Raw genomic sequence first — 22,973 nt, 5'->3', positions numbered from 1 at the left:
CATCTGCCAATTGGCGCGGTGTGTCGCACGATCTGGCTGATATCTCGAAAGTTTTTTGTGATTGTTGGTATGATCAGGTTGGAAATGTTCTCCCGCTAATCGAACAGGCATTTTATTTCTGTGATGCGCCTGGTCGCGTCCGGTGCCACCGCTCCAGCAGCCCCTCGGACAGTTCCTCCACCGTGAGCGCGTAGACCAGGTGGTCGCGCCATGCGCCGTCGATGTGGAGATAGCGCGGCCGCAGCCCTTCCTGGCGGAATCCGAGTTTCTCCACCACCCGGCGGCTGGGCAGGTTCTCGGGCCGGATGCACACCTCGATGCGGTGCAGTCCGATGGTGCGGAAGCAGTGGTCGACGGCGAGCGCGACCGAGGTCGGCATCACTCCGCGCCCGGCCACCGCCTGGTCGATCCAGTAGCCGACATGGCCGGAGCACATCGACCCCCAGGTGATCCCGGCGACCGTCAACTGCCCGGCCAGCCGCCCCTGGTACTCGATGACGAACGGCAGCATCCGTCCGGCGTGCGCCTCGGCCCGCAGATGGCGGACCATCTGCCGGAAGGTCGGCCGGTGGGTGACGGGGCCGCCCGGCGGGGGCGGTGGGATGGTCGCCTCCCAGGGCCGCAGCCACTCCCGGTTGCGCTGGTTGACCTCACGCCAGGGACGCTGGTCGCGCAGCTTTATGGGGCGGAGGACGGTGTCTCCGTCCGCCAGCACGACCGGCCAGGGGGCGTTCAGCGTGCGCTCCCGGCCGGCCCCGAGGGATCGGTGACACCGGCCTGGTCGGCGGGTCTGCGGTGGTCCCCGCCGTGGATCTGGTCGACCGCGTGGACCAGGAGGCGGCCGAGCACCGTAAGGCCGTCACGCACCCCTCCGGTGGAGCCGGGCAGATTGACGACCAGGGTCGTGCCGGCGACTCCGGCCAGCCCCCGGGAGAGCGCGGCGGTGGGCACCTTGGCGAGCCCCTCGGCCCGGATGGCCTCCGCGATCCCAGGGATCTCGTAGTCCAGGACGTGGCGGGTGGCCTCCGGGGTGCGGTCGGTGGGGGTGAGGCCGGTGCCCCCGGTGGTCACCACGACGTCGTACGAGGCCGCCACGGCGTCCCGCAGGGCGGCCTCCACCGGATCGCCGTCGGGTACCACCCGCGGGCCGTCCACGGCGAAGCCGAGGGCGGCCAGGCCCTCGGCGATCAGCGGGCCCCCGGTGTCGGCGTAGACCCCGGCGGCGGCGCGGTTGGAGGCGGTGACGACCAGGGCGCGGCGCGGCGCCGCTGACCCGCTCATGCCCGGCTCCACTCGCCGGACTTGCCGCCCGTCTTCTCGTCCACCCGTACGTCGGTGATGACGGCCCCCTTGTCGACGGCCTTGACCATGTCGATCACCGTGAGCGCGGCGACCGAGACCGCCGTCAGGGCCTCCATCTCCACGCCCGTGCGGTCCGTGGTCTTCACGGTGGCGGTGATCTCGACGGCGTCATCGGCGACCTCGAGGTCCACCGTGACGCCCGACACCGCGAGCGGATGACACAGCGGGATCAGGTCCGGGGTCCGCTTGGCGCCCATGATGCCCGCGATCCGGGCGGTGGCGAGGGCGTCGCCCTTGGGGAGGCCCTCGCCGCGCAACAGTTCCACGACGCGCGGCGCGACGAGTACGCGGCCGCTCGCCCGAGCGGTGCGCGCGGTGACGTCCTTGGCTGAGACGTCGACCATGCGCGCGGCACCAGACGGGTCGAGGTGGGTGAGATGGTCCTGGGCGCTGCTCATGGTTCTCCCGGTCCGGGCCAGGTGGCTCCTGTGTGGGACGACACCGTACCCGCCGTGCCCGGCGGCTAGGCCAGCAGGACGACGTCCACCTCGGCGCCGGGGGCTACCTCGGTGACGCCTTCGGGGACGACGATCAGCGCATTGGCGTGGGCCATGGCCTTGATCAGGTGCGATCCCGCACCGCCCACCGGGGTGACGGTGGCCGGGCCGTCGGTCGTGGCGGGCTCGTACCAGCCGCGCAGGAACTGGCGTCGGTCCTTGGGCGAGGAGGCGACGCCCTGGGGGCAGACCGCCTGCTCGACGGTGCGGTGGATGTCGTCGCCGCCCAGCAGGGTGCGGATGACGGGGCGCACGAAGAGCTCGAAGGAGACGTACGAGCTCACCGGATTGCCGGGCAGGGCGATCAGCGGGGTGTTCTCCGGGCCGACGAGGCCGAAGCCCTGGGGCTTGCCGGGCTGCATGGCGAGCTTGCGGAAGTGGACCTCGTGCATCGCCTCCTTGACCACGTCGTACGCGCCGACGCTGACCCCGCCGCTGGTGACGACGATGTCGGCGCGGACCAGCTGGTCCTCGACGGCGGCGCGCAGCGTGGCGGCGTCGTCGGCCACCGCACCCACCCGGTAGGCGATCGCGCCGGCCTCCCGGGCGGCGGCGGTGAGCTGGAAGCTGTTGGAGTCGTGGATCCGGCCGGGGCCCGCCTCCTCGCCCGGCTGGACCAGCTCACTGCCGGTGGAGAGCACGACCACCCGCGGCCGGGGCCGCACCTTCACCGTGGCGCGGCCGAGCGCGGCCAGCAGCCCGATCTGCGGCGCCCCCAGGACCGTGCCGGCGCGCAGCGCGAGCTCGCCCGCGTCCGCGTCGCTGCCCCGGGTGCGGATGTGCCGGCCCTCCGTCGCCGGGCGGAAGACGCGCACCCTGCCGCTTCCGCCGTGGGGGTCCGAGCCGCGTGCGGGCATATGGGTGACCGGCCCGCTGTCGAGGCCGCCGTCGGTCCACTCGACGGGGACGACGGCCTGGCCGCCGGGCGGGATCGGGGCACCGGTCATGATCCGGGCCGCCTCGCCGGGGCCCACGACGGGCAGGTCACCGCTGCCCGCCGCGATGTCGCCGATGACGGTCAGCACCGCGGGGTGGTCCTCGGTCGCGGCCGCGACATCAGCCGTACGGACGGCATAGCCGTCCATGGAGCTGTTGTCGAAGGGCGGAAGCGCGCCGGGGACGGTGACGTCCTCCACCAGGACGCAGCCCTGGGCGTCGAGCAACTGCAGCTCGATGGGCTCCAGCGGGTGGACGTGCCCGAGGATGTCGTCGAGGTGCTCGGCCACCGTCCAGACCCGGTCCTGGTCCGGGCCGCGATCGGCGGCCCGTGCTGCGGTGCTGCTCAAGGTGCTACATCTCCTCGGTGACGTACCTGCGAAGCCATTCCCGGAACTCCGGGCCCAGGTCTTCACGTTCGCACGCGAGTCTGACAATGGCACGCAGATAGTCGCCACGGTCGCCTGTGTCGTAGCGGCGCCCCTTGAAGACGACGCCGTGCACCGGGCCGCCGAGGTCCGGACTGGAGGCTAGCGCCTGCAGGGCGTCGGTGAGCTGGATCTCGCCACCGCGGCCCGGCTCGGTCTCGCGCAGCACCCCGAAGACGGCCGGGTCGAGCACGTAGCGGCCGATGACGGCGTAGTTGCTGGGCGCGTCGGCGGGGTCGGGCTTCTCGATCAGGCCGGTGACCTGGACGACGTCGTCGTCCACTGTCGGTTTGACCGCCGCGCAGCCGTAGAGGTGGATCTGGGCCGGGTCCACCTCCATCAGGGCGATGACGCTGCCGCCGTGCCGCTCCTGGACGTCGACCATACGGGCCAGAAGGGGGTCACGGGCATCGATGAGGTCGTCGCCGAGGAGGACGGCAAAGGGCTGATCACCGACGTGCGGAGCGGCGCAGAGCACGGCATGCCCGAGGCCCTTGGGGTCGCCTTGGCGGACATAGTGCATGGTCGCCAGGTCGCTGGACTCCTGGACGCGGGCGAGTCGGGTCTCGTCGCCCTTGCGGACCAGGACCTCTTCGAGCTCGTAGTTGCGGTCGAAGTGGTCCTCCAGGGGCCGCTTGTTACGGCCGGTGACCATCAGAACGTCGGACAGCCCGGCGGTGACGGCTTCCTCGACGACGTACTGGATCGCCGGCTTGTCGACAACCGGCAGCATCTCCTTGGGGGTGGCCTTGGTGGCCGGAAGAAAGCGGGTTCCGAGGCCCGCGGCAGGGATGACAGCCTTGCTGATCCGAGTACGCGATTGAGTCATGTACCGAACCCTATCCGGTGCCTTTGGGGCAAATGATGAGTATTCGGTGAATATGGCATGAGACAGGGAGATTGCGCACCCAGTGATCAACACCGACGCTAGTAAGCACGCATTGCGGAAACGTCACCTGGCGGTGAGGTCCAGGTTGACGGCGGATGACATCGAGAAGGCCGGCACCGCTCTGGCGTGTCGCGCCCTTGAGCTCCCCGAGATCGCCAAGGCGGCCACCGTGGCGGCCTATGTGTCCATGGGGAGCGAGCCCGGTACGCGCGCCCTGAGGGAGGCTCTGCGCGCCCGCGGGGTCCGGGTGCTGCTTCCGGTGCTGCGCGCGGACAACGATCTCGACTGGGGCGAGGACGAGGGGCCCGATCGGCTGGCGCCCGCGCGGCGCGGCCTGCTGGAGCCCGAGGGGCCGCGGCTCGGCCCCGAGGCGGTCACCCGGGCGGACGTGGTGCTGCTGCCCGGCCTCGCGGTGGACCGGCGCGGGATGCGGCTGGGCCGCGGCGGCGGCTCGTACGACCGGGTGCTGGCCCGGCTGGCGGAGGCGGGGGCCGATCCGGCGCTGGTGGTGCTGCTGTACGACGGTGAGCTGCTGGACGAGGTGCCCGAGGAGGGCCACGACCGGCCGGTGCACGCGGCGGTGACCCCGTCGGGCCTCCACCGCTTCACGCCGCGGCCCCGCTGAGGGCGCCCGGAGGCGCCTCCCGGCGGGGCCGCGAGGGTTGGCGGGCACCGGGGACCGGCCGGGGGCGCGAACGCCCCTCAGACGGCCACCGGGCCCTTCGGGGCCCGACGGGGGCCCTGGGGGTAAGGCGTCGAGTTCCACGGAGCTCAGCCGCGCTACGGGGTGAGCGCGAGCTCGTCGTCGGTCGACTTGTCCACGGCGCTCTTGCTGAACGCCCAGGGCAGCAGCTCGCCCTTCGCCCACTTCTCGGTCTGGTCCGTGTAGTGCGCGTTGTAGGCGTGGCCGGAGGCGCCGGTGAGGTTGATCCAGCGCGACTTGTCGAGGTTGTCGAGGTTGACGACCATGCGCATCGAGGGGACCCAGGTGACGTCGTAGCCGCCGGCCGCGTTCCATCCGGTGGCATTGACGGCCGCCTCGCCGCCGGAGAGGTTCCAGGGCCCCCGGTTGAGGAGCCACTGCACCACGCCGGGGCCGTCGGTGCCCAGGGTCTGGTTCTTCAGCGTCAGCCGGTGCAGCCGGCCCCAGCTCCAGCTGTCGATGTCCTTGCCCAGCTTGGCGGTGAGCTCGGAGCGCGCGGCCCGCATGGCCTGCGCGAGCAACTCGTCGCGGTTGGTGGCGCCGGGCTTGTTGCGGGTGCCCTCCGTCTTCCACCAGTTGTTCTTCGGGTCCTTGATGATGTTGCGCACGACCTCGTACCAGCGGTCACCGCCGTCGGGCTGGGCCATGTCGGGGGCGCGCTTACCGCATTCGCGCACCAGCCGGGTGTTGCCGTTCAGGTCCTCCAGCGGACCGGAGTCGTCGGCCGGGCGCACCCGCAGGCACTCGCCCTCGACCCGCAGCTCCTTGGGGAGCTTGTCGCCGAAGGCCAGCTTGAGGGTGTTGCGCCAGACGGCGTTGAAGTACGCGGCGGCCGCCGAGTCCGAGTCCTGGGTGTAGTCCCAGCTCTCCAGCAGCTTCTGCGCCTCGCGTACGTAGTCGTCCTTGATGTTGATCTTCAGCAGATAGGGCGTCAGCAGCTTGGCGACCTCGCTGCTGTTGTCCATCTGCATGGACTGCATGTCGTCCGTGGAGATCTTCCCACCGTCCTTGATCTTCGACTCGATGAGGTCGGCGATGCGCTGGCTCCGCGCGCCGTACCCCCAGTCGTCGGTCAGCGGATACGGGTAGGTCTTCTCGTCTATGACGGCCTGGTTGGCGGTGACGATGTAGCCGCGGTCGGGGTTGAGCTCCCAGGGCAGCGCCGACTGCGGGATGTACTTGCTCCACTTGTAGCGCGAGTCCCAGCCGGGCGCCGGGTAGCGGCCGTCGCCCTTGGAGCGCACCGGGATCTGGCCGGGCGCCTGGTAGCCGATGTTGCCCTCGGTGTCGGCGTAGATGAGGTTCTGGGAGGGGACCGCGAAGTCGCGGGCCGCCTTACGGAAGTCCTGGAAGTTCTTGGCCGCGTCGAGCCCGAAGACCGCGTCCATGGTGTTGGACGGGGTGAGCGCGGTCCACTTCAGCGCCACCGCGTAGCCGTCGCCGCGGTCGGGAGCCACGTCATCGGCGCCGCTGCCGACCGGGGCGCTCTTGCCGACGGAGGTGAGCTCGTCGTCACGGTCGGAGACGATCGGGCCGTTGTTGGTGGTGCGGACGGTGATCGTACGGCTCTTGCCGCCGGCGACCTTGATGGTCTCCTCACGCGTGGTGAACGGGACCTGCTTGCCGTCGTAGAGGTAGCTGTCGGCGGTGACCTTCTCCAGGTACAGGTCGCTGACGTCGGCGCCGAGGTTGGTCATGCCCCAGCTGATGTTCTGGTTGTGGCCTATGACCACACCGGGCATACCGGCGAAGGTGAAGCCCGCCGTGTCGTACGGACAGGCGCTGGTGACCTGCTTGCAGTGCAGCCCCATCTGGTACCAGACGGACGGCAGCTGGGGCGCCAGATGCGGGTCGTTGGCGAGCAGCGGCTTACCGGTGGTCGTGTACTTGCCGGAGACGACCCACGAGTTGGAGCCGATACCGGTCCCGTTCGGGCCGAGCAGCGCCGGGACGTCATCCAGGGTCTTGGAGAGCGAGGACAGCTGGGTCTGCAGCCCCTGCGTGGCGCCGGTGGCCCCTCCGTCCACCGTGCCGTTACCGCCCGTGGAGCTCGTCGATCCGGTCGGCGTGGCCTGGGGGTCGAACTCGTCGGTGAGCTCGTCGACGGCGCCCCCCTGGACGATCGGCTTGTTCCGGCTGTACGGGTAGGCCGGGTAGAGCTCTTCTATCTGCTTGGCGCTGAGCCTGCTGGAGGCCAGGGCGCGATCCACCTCGTCCTGCATGTTGCCGCGCAGGTCCCAGGCCATCGCCTTGAGCCAGGCCACCGAGTCGACCGGGGTCCACTTCTCGGGCTTGTAGCCGTCGTTCTTGAAGTCCAGGGCCGCGTACTCGACGGACAGCTCCTCGCCCTGGTGGTCCTTGAGGTAGGCGTTGACGCCGTCGGAGTAGGCCCGCAGATACTTCTTGGTGGTGGACGACAGCTTGGTGTCGTACTCCTGCTGGGCCACCCGGTGCCAGCCCAGGGTGCGCAGGAACGCGTCGGTCTCCACCTGGCTGGAACCGAACATCTCCGAGAGCCGGCCGGCCGTCATATGACGGCGGACGTCCATCTCCCAGAAGCGGTCCTGGGCCTGGACGAATCCCTGGGCGCGGAAGAGGTCCTCGGGGGTGCCGGCGTAGATCTGAGGTATCCCATAGCCGTCGCGCTTGACCTGCACGGGGCCGTCCAACCCCTTGAGCTGAAGCGATCCCGTGGTCTCCGGGAATGAGGCACGAACTGTACTGACGCTCCAGTACGCGCCGTAGCCGACGCCCCCGACGAGCAGCAGCACGACTGCGATCACGATCAGGCGGAGACGTCGGCTCTTCTTCTTTTTGGGAGAAGAGCCGGTTGTGTTGGCGGGCATCGCTGTCCTTCGAGGGGCAGGGTGATCCTGGAGTGCTGGAGCAACCATAGGCGCAGCGCTGTCGCCGCCCCTACGCGGAGTCATGACTGACGCCATCCACCGGCCACTGGCCGGGCTTCTACACCGGCGGCGAAGACTTCTCGCGGAAGGCTCGCGTCAAGATCCCGTAAAATGTTAGATAAGGCAATGAAGTTCCGGTCGGCCGGGAACCCTTCGCAGCGTTTCCGCCGCTCCCGTGAGAAAGGGTCGGCCCCTGACTGTTCACCACCTCAATGAATTGCTGCTGATCTGCTCGCTCGTCCTGCTCGTCGCGGTGGCGGCCGTAAGGGTCTCCTCGCGCAGCGGCCTGCCCACGCTGCTGATCTACCTCGGGATGGGCGTCGCCATCGGCACGGACGGCATCGGCGTCACCTTCAACGACGCCGCGCTGACGCAGAACATCGGCTATGCCGCGCTCGTCGTCATCCTGGCCGAAGGCGGTCTGGGCACGAAGTGGAGCGAGATCAAACCCGCACTGCCGACGGCCGCCGTACTGTCCACCGCGGGGGTCGCGGTGAGCGTGGGGGTCACCGCGGCCGCGGCGCACTATGTGGTGGGACTGGGCTGGCAGCAGGCACTGATCATCGGTGCGGTGGTGTCGTCCACGGACGCGGCCGCGGTCTTCTCGGTGCTGCGCACGGTGCCGCTGCCCAAACGGCTCACGGGCGTCCTGGAGGCCGAGTCCGGCTTCAACGACGCCCCCGTGGTGATCCTGGTCGTCGCCTTCTCCAGCCAGGGCCCCATGGAGTCCTGGTACGCCCTGGTCGGCACGATCGCCCTGGAGCTGGCGATCGGCGCGGCGGCCGGCCTGGCGATCGGCTGGCTGGGAGCCTACGGTCTGCGGCACGTGGCACTGCCCGCCTCGGGCCTGTACCCGATCGCGGTGGTCGCCATCGCGGTGACCGCCTACGCGGGCGGCGCCCTGGCGCACGGGTCCGGCTTCCTCTCGGTCTACCTCGCCACGCTGCTGATGGGCAACGCCCGGCTGCCGCACTGGCCGGCGACGCGCGGCTTCGCCGAGGGGCTGGGCTGGATCGCCCAGATCGGGATGTTCATCCTGCTCGGGCTGCTGGTCACCCCGCATGAGCTGGGCGATGACATCTGGCCCGCCCTCGCCGTCGGGCTGGTGCTGACCGTGGTGGCCCGGCCGGTGTCGGTGCTGGTCAGCACAGCGCCGTTCCGGATGCCCTGGCGGGAGAAGGCGCTGCTGTCCTGGGCCGGGCTGCGCGGTGCGGTGCCGATCGTGCTGGCGACCATCCCGATGGTCAACGACGTGCCCGGCAGCCGCCGGATCTTCAACATCGTCTTCGTGCTGGTGATCGTCTACACCCTGGTCCAGGGACCGACGCTGCCCTGGCTCGCCCCCCGGCTGCGGCTCGAGGAGGCCGAGCCCGCCGACCTGGGCATCGAGTCGGCGCCGCTGGAGCGGCTGCGCGGGCATCTGCTGTCGGTGTCGATCCCCCAGGCGTCCAAGATGCACGGGGTTGAGATCGGCGAGCTGCGGCTGCCCCCCGGGTCCGCCGTCACCCTGGTGGTCCGGGACGGGACCAGCTTCGTGCCGCTGCCCTCGACCGTGCTGCGGCGTGGTGACGAGCTGCTGGTGGTGGCCACGGACCCGGTGCGCGACGCGGCGGAACGGCGGCTGCGGGCGGTGGCCCGGGGCGGCAAGCTGGCGGGCTGGCTGGGCATGGGAGCGGGGTGACGAGCACCGGGGACGGCAGCCGGAGCCGCCCCGGACGGAGGTGGGCTCGATCACCGTGGGCCCCGCCGCAGTGGACTGACGCGCGGGAATACTGCACTATGGACCGTCGTTAGCACTCATTGAGTGAGAGTGCCAGGAGGAAGAACGTGCCGACCTACCAGTACCAGTGCACCGAGTGCGGCGAGGGCCTCGAGGCGGTGCAGAAGTTCACCGACGACGCGCTCACCGAGTGCCCGAACTGCAAGGGACGCCTGAAGAAGGTGTTCTCGGCGGTCGGCATCGTGTTCAAGGGCTCCGGCTTCTACCGGAACGACAGCCGCTCCTCCTCCAGCAGCACGAGCGGCGGTTCGAGCAAGCCGGCGGCGAAGAGCGACAGCTCCAGTTCGTCGTCCTCTTCGTCCTCGTCCTCCTCGGACTCCTCATCCTCGTCCTCCTCCTCGACGCCTTCGTCTTCGTCCTCGTCGTCTTCGGCGTCCTCGACGTCGAGCTCGGCCGCCTGATCCGGCCACCCGCTCTTGGGCTTCACCGACGCCCCGCCGCCCCCTCCGGGAAGCGGCGGGGTGTCGTTCGCGCGCATGCGGCTGGCTAGGGTGACCACATGGTCGAGACCAGCAGGCAAGCAGACATAGGGGTCATCGGGGGTTCGGGGTTCTATACGTTCCTCGACGATGTGACTGAGATCACCGTGGAGACCCCCTATGGGGCGCCGAGCGATTCGCTCGTCCTCGGCGACATCGAGGGACGGCGGGTCGCCTTCCTCCCGCGGCACGGCCGCAAGCACCACCTGCCGCCGCACCGCATCAACTACCGCGCCAACCTCTGGGCCCTGCGCTCGCTCGGGGTGCGGCAGGTCCTCGGCCCCTGCGCGGTGGGTGGGCTGCGGCCGGAGTACGGGCCGGGGACACTGCTCGTCCCGGACCAGCTGGTGGACCGTACGAAGGGGCGCACGCAGACGTTCTTCGACGGTGAGCCGCTGCCGGACGGACGGGTGCCGAACGTGGTGCACACCACCTTCGCCGACCCGTACTGCCCGCTGGGACGGAAGGCGGCCGTGGACGCGGCACGCGGACGCGGCTGGGAGCCGGTGGACGGCGGGACCATGTGCGTGGTCGAGGGTCCGCGCTTCTCCACCCGGGCCGAATCGCGCTGGCATGCGGCACAGGGCTGGTCGGTGGTCGGCATGACGGGCCACCCGGAAGCGGTGCTCGCTCGTGAACTGGGTCTCTGCTACACCTCGTTGACGCTCGTCACCGATCTGGACGCGGGCGTGGAGACCGGCGAGGGCGTCACCCACACCGAGGTGCTGAAGGTCTTCGGGGAGAATGTGGGCCGACTGCGTGAGGTGCTCTTCGACGCGGTGGGCAGGCTGCCGGAGAACTCCGCGCGGGACTGCCTGTGCACGCATGCCCATGACGGCTGGGACCTGGGGATAGAGCTTCCGTAGGGGAAAGCCGCGTCCGGGACGGCGGGTCGGCACAGGGCGGCTGGTGCCTGCGGGCACGACTCGCGATGGGGCCGGTGCCGGACGGGGCCGGTGCCGGTCGAGGCGGGTGCCGGATGGGGCCGGTGTCAGTCGGGGCGGGTGTCGCTTGAGGCGAGCGCCACGGGCGGGTGTCCCTCGCTCGGGTGACCGGGTTGTCCACAGCCCGGTGGCCGTCCACAGGCCCGAGCGGGATCGGGCGGAGACGGGCATGGTGAGGGAGCCAGAAGCACCCGGTCCCTCACGGCAGGCGGTGATGTGCCATGTCCCATCCGTCCCCCACTCTCGCGTTACCCCGCTCCGCTCCCCCGGCCCGTGCGGTGCCACGCTTCGCTCCGGTGCGCACGGGGCGTGACGGCGGATTCCGGCTCGGACGGGCCATGCGGCGGCGGCGCCGCGCGATGGCGGCGGGGCTGGCGCTGACGGCCGCCGCACTCGCCGCCGCGGCACCCTCCGGCAAGGGGCACACGGACGGTGTGTCCTCGCCGCCCGCCCCGGCGCGCGAGGATCCGGGCGGTGCGCCGCGCCCGGTCATGGTGTCAGCGCCGGTCCGGATCGCGGACGCGGCGGCGGTGCGGCTGCTGCACCCCGGCGACCGGGTGGATGTGCTGGCCACGCCGCTTCCGGACGCCGCGCGCACCCGGTCGTCCGGTTCCGCGGCGCGGGTGGTCGCGCGTGGGGTCCGGGTGGCCGAAGTGCCGGGAGCCCGTGGATCCCGGGGCATCCGCACGGCGGACGACGGAGCCGACGGCGGGACGTTCGGCGAAGGGGCGGACGGCGGCGGGGCGTTGGTGGTGCTGACAGTGCCGCGAGCGGACGCCACCGCGCTCGCCGGGGCCGCGGCCGGCTCCCGATTGGCGGTGACGCTGTGCCGCTGCTGACTCACCCGGCTCCCCTGATTCCCCTTTCACCTGCGGGTGTAGGTTGCGGAACCGTCCGCTCCAGCACCGACGCGGCGAAAGAGAGGCAGTGGGTTGAGTCAAGAGAAGGTGACCGAGGAGAAGCAGAGCGTCATGGAAGGGTTCAAAGCCTTCCTGATGCGCGGCAATGTGATCGATCTGGCCGTCGCGGTCGTCATCGGAGCCGCCTTCACCGCCGTCGTGAACTCGATAGTGAAGGGCTTCATCAATCCCATAGTCGGAGCCTTCGGCACGAAGGATCTCGAGAAGTACCGCTCCTGTCTCAAGGCGCCCTGCGAGACCAATGCCACGGGCGATGTGGTCCACGGCATACCGATCCTGTGGGGAAGCGTGCTGTCAGCCGTGCTGACCTTCCTGATCACAGCGGCGGTGGTGTACTTCCTGATGGTGCTGCCGATGTCGCGCTATCTGGCGCGGAAGGCCGCCAAGGACGCGAAGGTGGAGGAGGAGCAGGCCGTCGCGGAGGCCGAGGAGATCATTCTGCTGCGCCAGATTCGCGACGAGCTGGTGGCGCGGCGCGGCGCCGCCCACGGCGGTGGTGGCAGCGGCTCCAGCGCCTAGGGATGCGTCAGAGGTGGTGGGGCGGCTTCTCGGCGAGGAACCGGGCCAGGTCGGCGGCGTCGTCCGCGCTGTCGCCGCCGGGAATCCGCTCACCCCACCCGTGGTCCGTATCGTCCGATGACCGCTCCGCCAGTGGATCGTCGAAGTTCAGCGCGGCGGCCGGATCGCGCGGTCCGGAGGCAGGGGCGGTGCTCATGCCTCAAGAGTACGGCCCGGTCAGCGGCTCGGTGTACCGGCCGAGCTCGTCGTGCCACCACAGGTCGCGCCCGGGGGTCCAGGACACCGGGCAGGCGAGCCGGTGGACGACGAGCACGGACCGCACCTCGGGGCAGCCGGTCAGCGCCCGGTCGATGTGCCGCTTGAGCGGCTGTGGCTCCCCGCGGTGCAGTCCGGCGTCAGCGGTGATGACGACCTTGGCACCGGCCTCCCTGATCCGGTCGCGCAGTTCGTGGGAGCACAGCCCCACGGGGAGGCTGGCGCGGACGACGTCGAGCCGGCCGCAGGCGAGCGTGGCGATCACGGACTCGGGCACCAGCGGCAGATGCACCGCCACCCGGTCCCCGGCGCGGACGCCGAGCCGAGTGAGGGCCGCGGCGGCTCGGGCCGCCTGGTCGAGCAGCTGGGCATGGGTGAGCTCCTCGGTGCAGTCCGGCTCGCTGATCCATCGGAGGGCGACCCGGGCGGCCCGCCGAGTGTCGGCGGCCAGTGTCGGGAGCTCCTCCGTCCGAGAGGTATGGGGCACGGCGGTCTTCTTCTGGACGGGGGCGAACGGCATACGGCTCAGCCTGCTGCCACGTCATCAACGTTCGATGAACGCCCTCTATATGAGGGGGCCTCACCCCACTCCGAGGTGCCTTCACCCCACCTGGAAGGGCTCTCATCCCGCTCCGAACCCTTCGGCGGCGATCGTGCGACGGTGGATACGGGGGTGGTCCGCGCCTCGGTACCCGACCATGCCACGGCTGCCCGTGCTACGCATAGCTTCCATGAATGCCGAGCGGGCAAACCCCGAACCAGTCCCCACCGGCCCGGACGACAGCCTGACGGATGTCCGCGGGCTGCGGGTGGGCCATGCCCAGCGGTCCGGCGGCGGCCGGCTGACCGGGACGACCGTGGTGCTGGCCCCCGAGGGCGGTGCGGTCGCCGCGGTCGATGTGCGCGGCGGCGGCCCCGGCACCCGGGAGACCGATGCCCTCGATCCGCGCAATCTGGTCCAGCGCGTCGATGCCGTCGTGCTGACCGGCGGCAGCGCGTTCGGGCTCGACAGCGCCTCGGGGGTGGCCGCCTGGCTGGAGGAGCACGGCCGGGGCTTCCGGGTCGGCCCCGATCCGGCGCAGGTCGTTCCGGTGGTCCCGGCCGCCGCCCTCTTCGACCTGGGCCGGGGCGGCGACTGGCGGGCCCGCCCGGACGCCGCGCTGGGGCGTGCGGCGATCGAGGCGGCGGCCCGTTCGGAACCGGGTGCGCCGGTCGTGCAGGGCAATGTGGGGGCGGGCACGGGCGCGGTGGCCGGGGGACTCAAAGGCGGCACTGGTTCGGCCTCCACGGTGCTGCCGTCCGGCACCACGGTGGCCGCGCTGGCGGTGGTCAACGCCGCGGGCTCGGTCATCGATCCCGATACGGGGGTGCTGTACGGGGAGCTCCATGGGCCGTGGGAGGAGGGTGGGCCCCGCAGGCCCGGTGCGGCCGAGCACGCGGAGGCGATGCGCCGGCTGGCTGCCGCGCGGGCCGAGTCGGAGCGGCGGCAGGCCGCGTCGGTGCGGCCTCCGCTGAACACGACGCTGGCCGTGGTCGCCACCGATGCCCTGCTCACGCGAGCCCAGGCGCACAAGCTCGCGGGCACGGCGCATGACGGGCTGGCACGGGCCGTCCGGCCGGTGCATCTGCTGTCCGACGGCGACACGGTCTTCGCCCTGGCCACCTGCGGGCGCCCGTTGATACCGGAGGGTGGCCCCGAGGACGCCGGCGATCCGGCGTTCGGGGTGCACCGGGAGGCCGGGGCGCTGAACGAGGTGCTGGCGGCCGGGGCGGATGTGCTGACCCGAGCGGTGGTCAAGGCGGTGCTCGCGGCGGAGACGGTGGACGGTCCGGGCGGTGTCTTCCCCGCCTATCGGGATCTTTACAGCAGTTGATCCGCCGAAGCCGGAGGCTGGAGGAATGACCGGAGGAATGACCGGAGCGAAGAAGGGGTTCGGCTGGGGTTCGGGTCGGCGTTCGGCGCCGGTCACCGCCGGGGTCCGGACGGTGCAGGGCGAGCGGCGGACCCGCACGGCCGATCTCGCCGTCCTGGACCTGGGCAGTGCCACGGTGCCCCGGCTGGGCAGTGCCCCGGTACCGGTCCGGTGCCCCCGGTCTTCCAGCCGGGGCCTGGCGAGGCCGCGCTCGGTGCGCCTACTGCGCCTCGCGCGGCCTGCCCACGGACAGCGGCGATGGACCACTCACGGACAGCCGGCGGTGGGCCACCCACGGACGTGGGCGGTCCACCGCCGGATCGGACAGGAGGTGACGAAGACGCGGTCAGACCGCCACCGCCACCTTCGACTCTTCCTCGGTAGCGCCCTCGGTGGCCTCGGCACCGGCCTGGTCCGCGGCCTCCGGCTCCGCCGTCTTGCGCAGTCCCTTGAGGAACACCACCAGACCGGCCGAGACCACCGTGCCCGCCACGACGGCCACCAGGTAGAGGAACGGCTGGCCGATCAGCGGGACCACGAAGATGCCGCCGTGCGGGGCGCGCAGGGTGCAGTCGAAGGCCATCGACAGGGCACCGGTGATGGCTCCGCCCACCATCGACGAGGGGATCACCCGCAGCGGGTCCGCCGCCGCGAACGGAATGGCGCCCTCGCTGATGAAGGAGGCACCCAGCACCCAGGCGGCCTTGCCGTTCTCCCGCTCGGTCTTGGTGAACAGCCGTCCGCGCACGGTGGTGGCGAGGGCCATCGCCAGCGGCGGGACCATACCGGCGGCCATCGCCGTGGCCATGATCTTGAGGCTTCCGGCGGAGGGGTCCGACACCGCGATACCTCCGGTCGCGAAGGCGTAAGCCACCTTGTTGACCGGGCCGCCCAGGTCGAAGCACATCATCAGGCCCAGGAGGACGCCGAGACCGATGGCGTTGGCGCCGGAGAGGCTGTTGAGCCAGTCGGTCATGGCCTGCTGCGCGGAGGCGATGGGCTTGCCGATCACCACGAACATCAGGACGCCGACGATCGCGGAGGAGATCAGCGGGATCACCACCACCGGCATGATGCCGCGCAGTACCGCCGGGACCTTGAACCGCTGGATGCCCATGACGACCGCGCCGGCGATCAGGCCCGCAACCAGACCGCCGAGGAATCCGGCCTTGATGGTGGTGGCGATGTAGCCGCCCACGAAACCGGGGACCAGACCGGGCCGGTCGGCCATGCCGTAGGCGATATAGCCCGCCAGGACCGGCACCAGGAAGGTGAACGCCGCACTGCCGATCTGGAAGAGCAGCGCGGCCCAGCTGCTGGTCTCGGTCCACACGAAGTGGTCCGCGACGGACTTGGCACTCGCGATCTCGTAACCGCCGATCGCGAAGGCGAGTGCGATCAGCAGACCGCCCGCGGCGACGAACGGGACCATGTAACTGACGCCCGTCATCAGCCACTTGCGCAGCTTGGTGCCGAAGCCGTCACCGGCCGCCCCGTCCGCGTCCATCGGCGCCGAGCGCTCCGCCGAGGTCCCGGCCGGTGCGCCGGTCTCCCCCCGTGCGGCCCTCTCACGCGCCTCGGCGATGAGCTCGGCGGGGCGGCTGATGGCCGCCTTCACCCCGACGTCCACCGTCGGCTTGCCTGCGAAGCGGGCCTTGTCCCGGACCTCCACATCGTGTGCGAAGACCACCGCGTCGGCGGCGGCGATGGTGGCGGCGGGGAGCTTGTCGAATCCGGCCGAGCCCTGCGTCTCGACCACCAGCTCGACACCGGCCTCGCGAGCGGCGTTCTCCAGCGACTCGGCGGCCATGTAGGTGTGGGCGATACCGGTGGGGCAGGACGTGACGGCGACGATCCGGAAGGGGGCCACCGGCTCGGCGGCGGACGCGGACGCGGAGGTCGCGGCGGCGGTCGGGGCGGAGGTCGCGGACGCGGCGGTGGCCGCGTCCGTGGGCTCGGCGGGGGCAGGCTCATCCGAGGAAGCAGAGGAAGCGTCGGCGGTGGCCGGCTTCTCGGCCCCCGTCCGCTCGGCCGCGGGTGCGCTCTGTTCCTCACCGCGGATCAGTGCGGCCACCCGCTCGGGCCGGTCGGCCGAGCGCAGCGCATCGGTGAAGTCGGCGTTCATCAGCTGCCGGGCCAGGCTCGACAGGATCGTCAGGTGATCGCTGTCCGCGCCCGCCGGGGCGGCGATCAGGAAGATCAGATCGGCCGGTCCGTCCGCCGCGCCGAAGTCGATCCGGGCCGCGCTGCGCCCGAAGGCCAGGGTGGGCTCGGTGACATGTGCGCTGCGGCAGTGGGGTATGCCGATGCCGCCGTCCAGGCCGGTGGGCATCTGCTCCTCGCGCGCCGCCACATCGGCGAGAAAGCCGTCGAGGTCGGTGACCCGGCCGGCCTCGACCATGCGTTCGGCGAGCGACCGGGCGGCGGCTTCCTTGGTGTCGGCGGACAGGTCAAGGTCGACCAGATCCGCGGTGATCAGCTCACTCATCTCGCGGCTCCCTTGTGTGCGGTGCCGCCCTGGGGCAGGCGGGCGGACGGAGTGGGGACTGGGGGGTGGGAGTGGGGCCGGCCGGTCACGCGGGCTCCTTGAGCACACGGTCCAGCGGGATGTCCGCCGTGGTCACGACGGCGGACGGGTCGAGGTCGGCCGGGGTCGGCATGGCGCTGCCCGGCAGCTGCACCGCGGCCGCCCCGTGGGCCACGGCCGAGGCGAGGGCGGCGGGCCCGGCGCCGCCCGCCGTGAGGAATCCGGCGAGCGAGGCGTCGCCCGCGCCGACGTTGCTGCGCACGGCGGCGACGCTCGCGGTGCCGAAGTAGGCGCCCGTGTCGTCGACCAGCAGCTGACCGTCGGCGCCCAGGCTGGCCAGGACGGCGCGGGCACCCAGCTCCCGCAGTTCCTCGGCCGCCTTGACCGCCTCGCCGACGGTGGCCAGCGGACGGCCCACCGCCTGGGCCAGCTCCTCGGCGTTGGGCTTCACCACATCGGGACGCTCGCGCAGGGCCGCGGTCAGCGAGGGGCCGGAGGTGTCCAGGGCGATCCGGGCGCCCGCCCGGTGGGCCCGCGCCACCAGCTCGGCGTACCACTCGGGTGCGAGTCCTCGGGGCAGGCTTCCGCAGCAGGCGATCCAGTCGGCGCCGTCGACCCTGGTCCGGACGGCCTCCAGCACCGCCTCGGCCTCGGCGTCGCTCAGCTCGGGCCCGCCCGCGTTGAGCTTGGTGAGGGTGCCGTCCGGTTCGGCCACGGAGATGTTGACCCGGGTCGAGCCCGCCACGGGCACGCCCGCCGCCTCGATGCCCAGCTCCTCCAGCAGCCGGGCGAGCAGCGCGCCCTCCGGTCCGCCGAGCGGCAGCACGGCCACCGTGCGGTGCCCGGCGGCGGCCACGGCGCGCGAGACATTGACGCCCTTGCCGCCGGGGTCGACCCGGTCGGCGGTGGCCCGCAGTACGGCGCCGCGCTCCAGGGCCGGGATCTCGTACGTACGGTCCAGGCTGGGGTTGGGGGTGACGGTGAGAATCATGCGCGTGCCACTTCCGTGCCCTGGCGCTCGATGGCCAGGGCGTCCTGCGGGCTGAGCCCGGTGTCCGTGATGAGCAGATCGACGTCGTCGAGGCCGCCGAACCGGGCGAAGTGCTGCTGGCCGAACTTGGCGGAGTCCGCGAGCAGCACCACCCGCCGGGCCGCCGCGATCATGGCGCTCTTGACGGCGCCCTCCGCGAGATCGGGGGTGGTGAGCCCGCCCTCCGGCGAGAAGCCGTTCGTGGCGAGGAAGACCACATCGGCCTTGATCTCGCCGTAGCCGCGCAGCGCCCATGCGTCCACGGCGGCCCGGGTGCGGTGGCGGACCCGCCCGCCGACGAGGTGCAGCGCGATACCGGGGTGGTCGGCGAGGCGCGCGGCCACCGGCAGGGCGTGGGTGACCACGGTGAGCTGGGCCTCCAGCGGGAAGACCGCGGCGAACCGGGCCGCCGTCGACCCCGCGTCGATGATCACGCTGCCGTCGGACGGCAGCTCGGCGAGGGCGGCCCGCGCGATGCGGTCCTTCTCGTCGGCGGCGGTGGACTCGCGCTCGGCGAGATCGGGCTCGAAGTCCAGACGGCCGGCCGGGATGGCGCCCCCGTGCACACGGCGGACGAGCCCCGCCCGGTCGAGGGCACGCAGATCCCGCCGCACGGTCTCGGCGGTGACCTGGAACTCCTCGGCGAGAGACAGGACATCCACCCGCCCGCTTTCACGGGCGAGCCGGAGAATCTCCTGCTGACGCTCCGGTGCGTACATGTGGGTTTACGTCCCTTCCGTACCCGAACCTGTGATTTTCGCGGCCACATTACGTGGGCGATGCAGGAAAGTAAACAGACTCGGGCATCAAACAGACCTGACCGGGCACGGACCAGCGCACCGTCCGAATCCCGCCGGACTTCCCCGGCCCGCCCGGCCAGGATCGGGTCATGTCCTCATCAGGGGGACCACCGCACGACAGGAACATCACCGTGAACGGGGAGAAGACATGACACTGGACGGCAAGGCGGCTCTGGTCACCGGCGGCAGCCGGGGCATCGGCGAGGCCGTGGCGATCCGGCTCGCGGAGGACGGCGCCGATGTCGCCCTGACCTACCACCGCCAGGCCGGACGCGCGGCGGATGTCGTCGACCGGATCAAGGCGCTGGGACGTCGCGCCTGGGCCGTACAGACCGACAGCGCCGACGCACAGGCGGTGCGCGCCGCCGTGGCAGGGGCCGCCGCCGAGTTCGGCCGGTTGGACATCCTCGTCAACAACGCCGGCGCCGGTGTCCTCGGCCCCCTCGCCGAGCTGTCGCTGGACGACGTGGACCACGTCCTCGCCGTCAATGTCCGGGCGCCCTTCCTCATGGCACAGGCGGCCGCCGCGCAGCTGACCGACGGCGGGCGGATCATCACCATCGGCAGCTGTATGGCCGAGCGGGTCGCCTTCCCCGGCGGCACCCTCTACGCGACCAGCAAGTCCGCGCTCACCGGCCTCACCAAGGCCCTGGCTCGTGAGCTCGGCCCGCGCGGGATCACGGCCAACCTGGTCCACCCCGGTCCGGTGGACACCGAGATGAATCCGGCCGACGGCGAGAGCGCCGCCACCCAGAGCGGCTTCACCGCGCTCGGCCGCTACGGCCGGCCCTCGGAGATCGCCGCGACCGTGGCCCATCTCGCGGGCGACGACGGCCGCTACATCACCGGGGCGTCGATCGCCGTGGACGGCGGCTTCACCGCCTGACCGGCCGCCCCCGGCCCCAACCATCGCGAACAGACATCGCGTACGGATGTCGCAAACAGACATCGCGTACGGACATCGCGCACGGACGTCACGGACAGACATCGCGTGCGGACATAAGCGAGCCCCGGCGCCGGGGGGGGAAGGGCGCCGGGGCTCGGTCCGGGGAGGAAGGGGGTCTGGTGGTGGCTGCGGTCTGCTGCTGGACGGGGAACTCAAGCCGCTGCGTCAAAACCGGTCTGGCGGGCCATCTTCTTCAGCTCAAGCAAGGCGTGCTTCTCGATCTGCCGGATGCGCTCACGGGTGAGGCCGTGCTGCTTGCCGACCTCGGTCAGAGTGCGCTCCCGGCCGTCGTCGATGCCGTACCGCGCCTTGATGATGGAGGCGGTGCGGTCGTCGAGGCGGCCGATCAGGTCCTCCAGTTCCTCGCTGCGCAGCAGCGTCATCACCGACTGCTCGGGCGAGACGGCCGAGGTGTCCTCCAGCAGGTCGCCGAACTGGGTCTCCCCCTCGTCGTCGACCGACATGTTCAGACTGACCGGGTCGCGTGCCCAGTCCAGCACGTCCGAGACCCGCTCCATCGTGGAGCCGAGCTCCTCGGCGATCTCGGCGTGCTCCGGCTCGCGGCCGTGCTCACGGTTGAACTCCCGCTGCACCCGGCGGATCCGGCCGAGCTCCTCGACCAGGTGGACGGGCAGCCGGATCGTACGGGACTGGTCCGCGATCGAGCGCGTGATGGCCTGGCGGATCCACCACGTGGCATAGGTCGAGAACTTGAATCCCTTGGTGTAGTCGAACTTCTCCACCGCGCGCACCAGGCCCGCGTTGCCCTCCTGGATCAGGTCGAGCAGCGGCAGTCCACTGCGCGGATAGCGGCGTGCCACAGCCACCACGAGACGCAGGTTGGAGCGGATGAAGATGTCCTTGGCACGGGCACCTTCGGCGGCTATCGCCTCCAGCTCCTCGCGGCTCGCGCCTGCGGCAGGGGCGTCCTCAACCTCCCCGTCCAGGATCTGCTGGGCGTACACCCCCGCTTCGATGGACTGGGACAGCTCGACCTCCTTCGCCGCGTCCAGCAACGGGGTGCGAGCGATCTCGTCGAGATACATGCCGACCAGGTCGCGATCGGCGATCTCCCCGCCTGAGGCGCGAACACTGTTGGCCCCATCAGCGCCACCACCGGTGGCGGACTGATTACGGGCGACGGCACGGGTTGCCATGCGTGCTCCCTTACAGATGGATCGGGCGCGGACTATGGACGGTTTCTCCGGTGCCGGGTGCCCCGTCCGAAGGAAACAACGACTGGAATCAGGACAGAATTCCCATCACGCGCCCACCTTTTTACGATCATGCAGTATCCTGTCCACCCACACGGGGGTCGGCTCGCTGCCAAAACACCCGGAATCGCAGGTCAGAGCCTGTGCTCAGCCGCGTTCCGACGGCTCGCTCACCCCTCTCCCGTCCTTCAAGACGAATCTCGCGGCCCCCTGGTTGCCCGGGTACCCCCCTCGGCCCGGCTTGCCCGCCCCCCGACACGGGTGTGCGCTGGAGAGTGACGGGTCAGGGCGAGGCAGCGGCGACGAGGAGGTCCGGTCATGAACGCCCCCACAGCCCCGGTGAGCCACCCCGGCCATCCGCGGCTCCACCTCCCGCTCCACCCCTCCGCCTCCTGGGGCGTGCCGGCCGTGCTGGCCGTGCTCTTCGGCGGCTGGGTGATGTTCGTGGACCACAACCAGGGCTCCAGCATCCCCGCGGCCGCCGTCCTCGGCGTGGTGTCGGCGGTCGTGCTCGGAGCGCTCTGCTACGCGCTCGGCAGGAGGACGCCGGGCGTGATGCCGGAGATCCGGGCCATGCTGTACGGGGCGGTCCTCGGCTGCGCGCTCGGCTTCCTGCACTCCGTGAGCGGAGGCTCGGTCCTCCGGTCCGCGGGGATCGGGCTCGGGTCGGGGCTCGCGATGGCGGCCATGTCGTACTACGTCTTCCACGTGTGGAAACCGCGGCCTCCGGCTTAGTCCTCCCCCTGTGCGGCTTAGGTCGACGGTCCCCCCACGCTTCCGTCCACGGTCCGTTCCGGGGCCGCCCCCGCCGTCCCTAGCGTGAGGCCATGACGGAGGACACGAGTGGAACCCTCGACGAGGCCCTCGAGCGACTGCATGCCGCCGGGCCCGAGCATCGGGGATGGCTGAGCAATCACGCGCCGATGGCCGTGGAGGCGCTCGTACGCCACGGTCACGGGCGCGTCGTGCACCGGTGGCTGGACCGCTATCGCGACAAGCTGGAGGAGATGCCGGGCTCGTACGCCCGGATCACCGAGGAGAACTGGCGCGAGGCGCTCGGCGATCCACGCCGCCTCGCCGACTGGCCCGCCTACTTCGACCGGGAACTGGCCGACCGCCCCTGGCGGGACGTGCTCGCCGTGTGGTGGCCGCGGCTGCTGCCGGGCATCGCCGGCGGCGCGACGCATCCGGTGATCCGGGTCGGCCACGCCGTGCGGACCCTGCTGGACGACCCGGAGGGTACGACCGCGCCCCGCACCGCCGAGCTGGCCCACGCCCTCGGCTACTGGGCCGCCCGCCACGCCCCGCTGCCGCCGCTCGGGCAGCGGCCGGGCCCCGGCTCCGGCTCGGCGGCCGACGCGCTGGCCGCCGTGGAGCCGATCGCGGACCAGAGCGGGGGCATACGGGAGCGGCTGCCCCGGCTCACCGCCTTCCCGGCCTGGCCGCCCGCCCTGCCCGCCCCCGGCCTCGCCGAGCGGCCCGAGGAGGCGCGCCGGCGACTGGCCGAGCTGGTACGGGCCGCGACGCACCGCTACGCCACCCACGGCCACGGCGAACCGGTCATGCTGGTCCACGCCGCGACCGCGCCCAATGCCGTACTGCGCGTCCTGCCCGCGCTGCCCCGTGAGCTGTGGGCGCCGAGTCTGGACGCGGCGTGGGCGGCGAGCGCCGCGGTCACGGCGGCGTACGCGCCGCCGGAGCCGCTCCCGGCAGGTGCGGCCGACCCGGCAGGCCCGGCCGGGCGGCTGCCGTCCGCGGCCGGCGTCACCCCCGAGGAGGTCTTCGCCCGCGCCGCCGCACACGGCGACGAGCACGCCATCAAGCTGACGGACACCGCCCTCGACGTCGGCGGGGGAACGGACGCGACGGCCCTGACCGCCGCGCTGCGCGCCTGCGCGATGATCGACCCGGCACTCTGACGACCA

At 71.6% G+C, this 22,973-nt stretch carries 22 protein-coding genes; 10 read left to right on the top strand and 12 right to left on the bottom strand.

Features of this window, described 5'->3' with window-relative positions; all coding sequences use genetic code 11:
* Positions 1–112: 112 nt before the first annotated feature.
* From N6H00_RS24560 to galU, 5 genes are all read right to left on the bottom strand, one after another.
* Complete coding sequence (locus N6H00_RS24560) at positions 113–736, bottom strand: GNAT family N-acetyltransferase (RefSeq protein WP_268977095.1); 624 nt, start codon at positions 734–736, stop codon at positions 113–115.
* Positions 733–1,281 carry a MogA/MoaB family molybdenum cofactor biosynthesis protein gene (locus N6H00_RS24555; RefSeq protein WP_268973989.1) on the bottom strand — a complete coding sequence of 183 codons (549 nt, stop codon included), beginning with the start codon at positions 1,279–1,281 and terminating at the stop codon, positions 733–735. Before N6H00_RS24555 ends, N6H00_RS24560 begins: the two co-directional genes overlap by 4 nt.
* On the bottom strand, positions 1,278–1,760 hold the full coding sequence (moaC, locus tag N6H00_RS24550) for a cyclic pyranopterin monophosphate synthase MoaC (RefSeq protein ID WP_268973988.1): 483 nt from the start codon (positions 1,758–1,760) through the stop codon (positions 1,278–1,280). The genes N6H00_RS24555 and moaC overlap by 4 nt, the downstream gene beginning before the upstream one ends.
* Positions 1,761–1,825: 65 nt before the next feature.
* Entirely contained in the window at positions 1,826–3,145 is a 1,320-nt protein-coding gene (glp, locus tag N6H00_RS24545; RefSeq protein ID WP_268973987.1) for a molybdotransferase-like divisome protein Glp, read from the bottom strand.
* 4 nt (positions 3,146–3,149) lie between these two features.
* Positions 3,150–4,052, bottom strand: coding sequence for a UTP--glucose-1-phosphate uridylyltransferase GalU (gene galU / locus N6H00_RS24540; protein ID WP_268973986.1), 903 nt, complete (start codon positions 4,050–4,052; stop codon positions 3,150–3,152).
* A gap of 85 nt (positions 4,053–4,137) precedes the next feature.
* Between galU and N6H00_RS24535 the strand changes: the two genes are divergently transcribed.
* On the top strand, positions 4,138–4,737 hold the full coding sequence (locus tag N6H00_RS24535; RefSeq protein ID WP_268977094.1) for a 5-formyltetrahydrofolate cyclo-ligase: 600 nt from the start codon (positions 4,138–4,140) through the stop codon (positions 4,735–4,737).
* 155 nt (positions 4,738–4,892) lie between these two features.
* Here N6H00_RS24535 and N6H00_RS24530 read toward each other — a convergent pair whose 3' ends face one another.
* Entirely contained in the window at positions 4,893–7,661 is a 2,769-nt protein-coding gene (locus N6H00_RS24530; RefSeq protein WP_268973985.1) for a penicillin acylase family protein, read from the bottom strand.
* 235 nt (positions 7,662–7,896) lie between these two features.
* Here N6H00_RS24530 and N6H00_RS24525 point away from each other — a divergent pair, with 235 nt between their 5' ends.
* The 5 genes from N6H00_RS24525 to mscL all read left to right on the top strand — a co-directional run bounded on the left by N6H00_RS24525 (position 7,897) and on the right by mscL (position 12,363).
* Positions 7,897–9,402, top strand: coding sequence for a potassium/proton antiporter (locus N6H00_RS24525; RefSeq protein ID WP_268973984.1), 1,506 nt, complete (start codon positions 7,897–7,899; stop codon positions 9,400–9,402).
* A 146-nt stretch (positions 9,403–9,548) separates the two neighbouring features.
* Positions 9,549–9,902: an FmdB family zinc ribbon protein gene (locus tag N6H00_RS24520; protein WP_268973983.1), complete on the top strand. Its 354-nt coding sequence runs from the start codon at positions 9,549–9,551 to the stop codon at positions 9,900–9,902.
* A 98-nt stretch (positions 9,903–10,000) separates the two neighbouring features.
* Positions 10,001–10,846: an S-methyl-5'-thioadenosine phosphorylase gene (locus N6H00_RS24515; protein ID WP_268973982.1), complete on the top strand. Its 846-nt coding sequence runs from the start codon at positions 10,001–10,003 to the stop codon at positions 10,844–10,846.
* 374 nt (positions 10,847–11,220) lie between these two features.
* Positions 11,221–11,763 (top strand): RcpC/CpaB family pilus assembly protein, encoded by a 543-nt coding sequence (locus N6H00_RS24510; RefSeq protein ID WP_268973981.1) that lies wholly within the window; start codon positions 11,221–11,223, stop codon positions 11,761–11,763.
* A gap of 108 nt (positions 11,764–11,871) precedes the next feature.
* Positions 11,872–12,363, top strand: a complete 492-nt coding sequence (gene mscL, locus N6H00_RS24505) for a large conductance mechanosensitive channel protein MscL (protein WP_268973980.1) — start codon at positions 11,872–11,874, stop codon at positions 12,361–12,363.
* A gap of 7 nt (positions 12,364–12,370) precedes the next feature.
* Here the strand turns inward: mscL and N6H00_RS24500 are convergent, their stop codons facing one another.
* Together N6H00_RS24500 and N6H00_RS24495 are read right to left on the bottom strand one after the other, a co-directional pair.
* Positions 12,371–12,559 carry a hypothetical protein gene (locus N6H00_RS24500; RefSeq protein ID WP_268973979.1) on the bottom strand — a complete coding sequence of 63 codons (189 nt, stop codon included), beginning with the start codon at positions 12,557–12,559 and terminating at the stop codon, positions 12,371–12,373.
* Positions 12,560–12,562: 3 nt separating this feature from the next.
* Entirely contained in the window at positions 12,563–13,138 is a 576-nt protein-coding gene (locus N6H00_RS24495) for an AMP-binding protein (RefSeq protein ID WP_268973978.1), read from the bottom strand.
* Positions 13,139–13,349: 211 nt separating this feature from the next.
* Between N6H00_RS24495 and N6H00_RS24490 the strand changes: the two genes are divergently transcribed.
* Positions 13,350–14,492 (top strand): P1 family peptidase, encoded by a 1,143-nt coding sequence (locus N6H00_RS24490; protein WP_268973977.1) that lies wholly within the window; start codon positions 13,350–13,352, stop codon positions 14,490–14,492.
* A 385-nt stretch (positions 14,493–14,877) separates the two neighbouring features.
* Here N6H00_RS24490 and N6H00_RS24485 read toward each other — a convergent pair whose 3' ends face one another.
* From N6H00_RS24485 to N6H00_RS24475, 3 genes are all read right to left on the bottom strand, one after another.
* Positions 14,878–17,019, bottom strand: coding sequence for a PTS fructose transporter subunit IIABC (locus N6H00_RS24485; protein ID WP_268973976.1), 2,142 nt, complete (start codon positions 17,017–17,019; stop codon positions 14,878–14,880).
* An 85-nt stretch (positions 17,020–17,104) separates the two neighbouring features.
* Positions 17,105–18,049, bottom strand: coding sequence for a 1-phosphofructokinase (gene pfkB, locus N6H00_RS24480; RefSeq protein ID WP_268973975.1), 945 nt, complete (start codon positions 18,047–18,049; stop codon positions 17,105–17,107).
* Complete coding sequence (locus N6H00_RS24475; RefSeq protein ID WP_268973974.1) at positions 18,046–18,807, bottom strand: DeoR/GlpR family DNA-binding transcription regulator; 762 nt, start codon at positions 18,805–18,807, stop codon at positions 18,046–18,048. Before N6H00_RS24475 ends, pfkB begins: the two co-directional genes overlap by 4 nt.
* 229 nt (positions 18,808–19,036) lie before the next feature.
* Here N6H00_RS24475 and N6H00_RS24470 point away from each other — a divergent pair, with 229 nt between their 5' ends.
* Positions 19,037–19,774 (top strand): SDR family oxidoreductase, encoded by a 738-nt coding sequence (locus N6H00_RS24470; protein ID WP_268973973.1) that lies wholly within the window; start codon positions 19,037–19,039, stop codon positions 19,772–19,774.
* A 212-nt stretch (positions 19,775–19,986) separates the two neighbouring features.
* Here the strand turns inward: N6H00_RS24470 and N6H00_RS24465 are convergent, their stop codons facing one another.
* The gene (locus N6H00_RS24465) at positions 19,987–20,991 is read right to left on the bottom strand and encodes a sigma-70 family RNA polymerase sigma factor (protein ID WP_191069838.1); all 1,005 of its coding nucleotides are present in this window, start codon (positions 20,989–20,991) and stop codon (positions 19,987–19,989) included.
* A 375-nt stretch (positions 20,992–21,366) separates the two neighbouring features.
* On the opposite strand from N6H00_RS24465, the gene N6H00_RS24460 reads away from it, so the two are divergent.
* Both N6H00_RS24460 and N6H00_RS24455 read left to right on the top strand, forming a co-directional pair.
* Positions 21,367–21,783: a hypothetical protein gene (locus N6H00_RS24460; RefSeq protein ID WP_268973972.1), complete on the top strand. Its 417-nt coding sequence runs from the start codon at positions 21,367–21,369 to the stop codon at positions 21,781–21,783.
* 92 nt (positions 21,784–21,875) lie between these two features.
* On the top strand, positions 21,876–22,967 hold the full coding sequence (locus N6H00_RS24455) for a questin oxidase family protein (RefSeq protein ID WP_268973971.1): 1,092 nt from the start codon (positions 21,876–21,878) through the stop codon (positions 22,965–22,967).
* The last annotated feature ends 6 nt before the right edge of the window (positions 22,968–22,973 follow it).

The sequence above is a fragment of the Streptomyces sp. S465 genome, from assembly GCF_026898115.1.
Classification (GTDB): domain Bacteria; phylum Actinomycetota; class Actinomycetes; order Streptomycetales; family Streptomycetaceae; genus Streptomyces; species Streptomyces luomodiensis.
The sequence above is the reverse complement of the archived record's forward strand: the minus strand, read 5'-3'. Positions and strand labels throughout refer to the sequence as shown.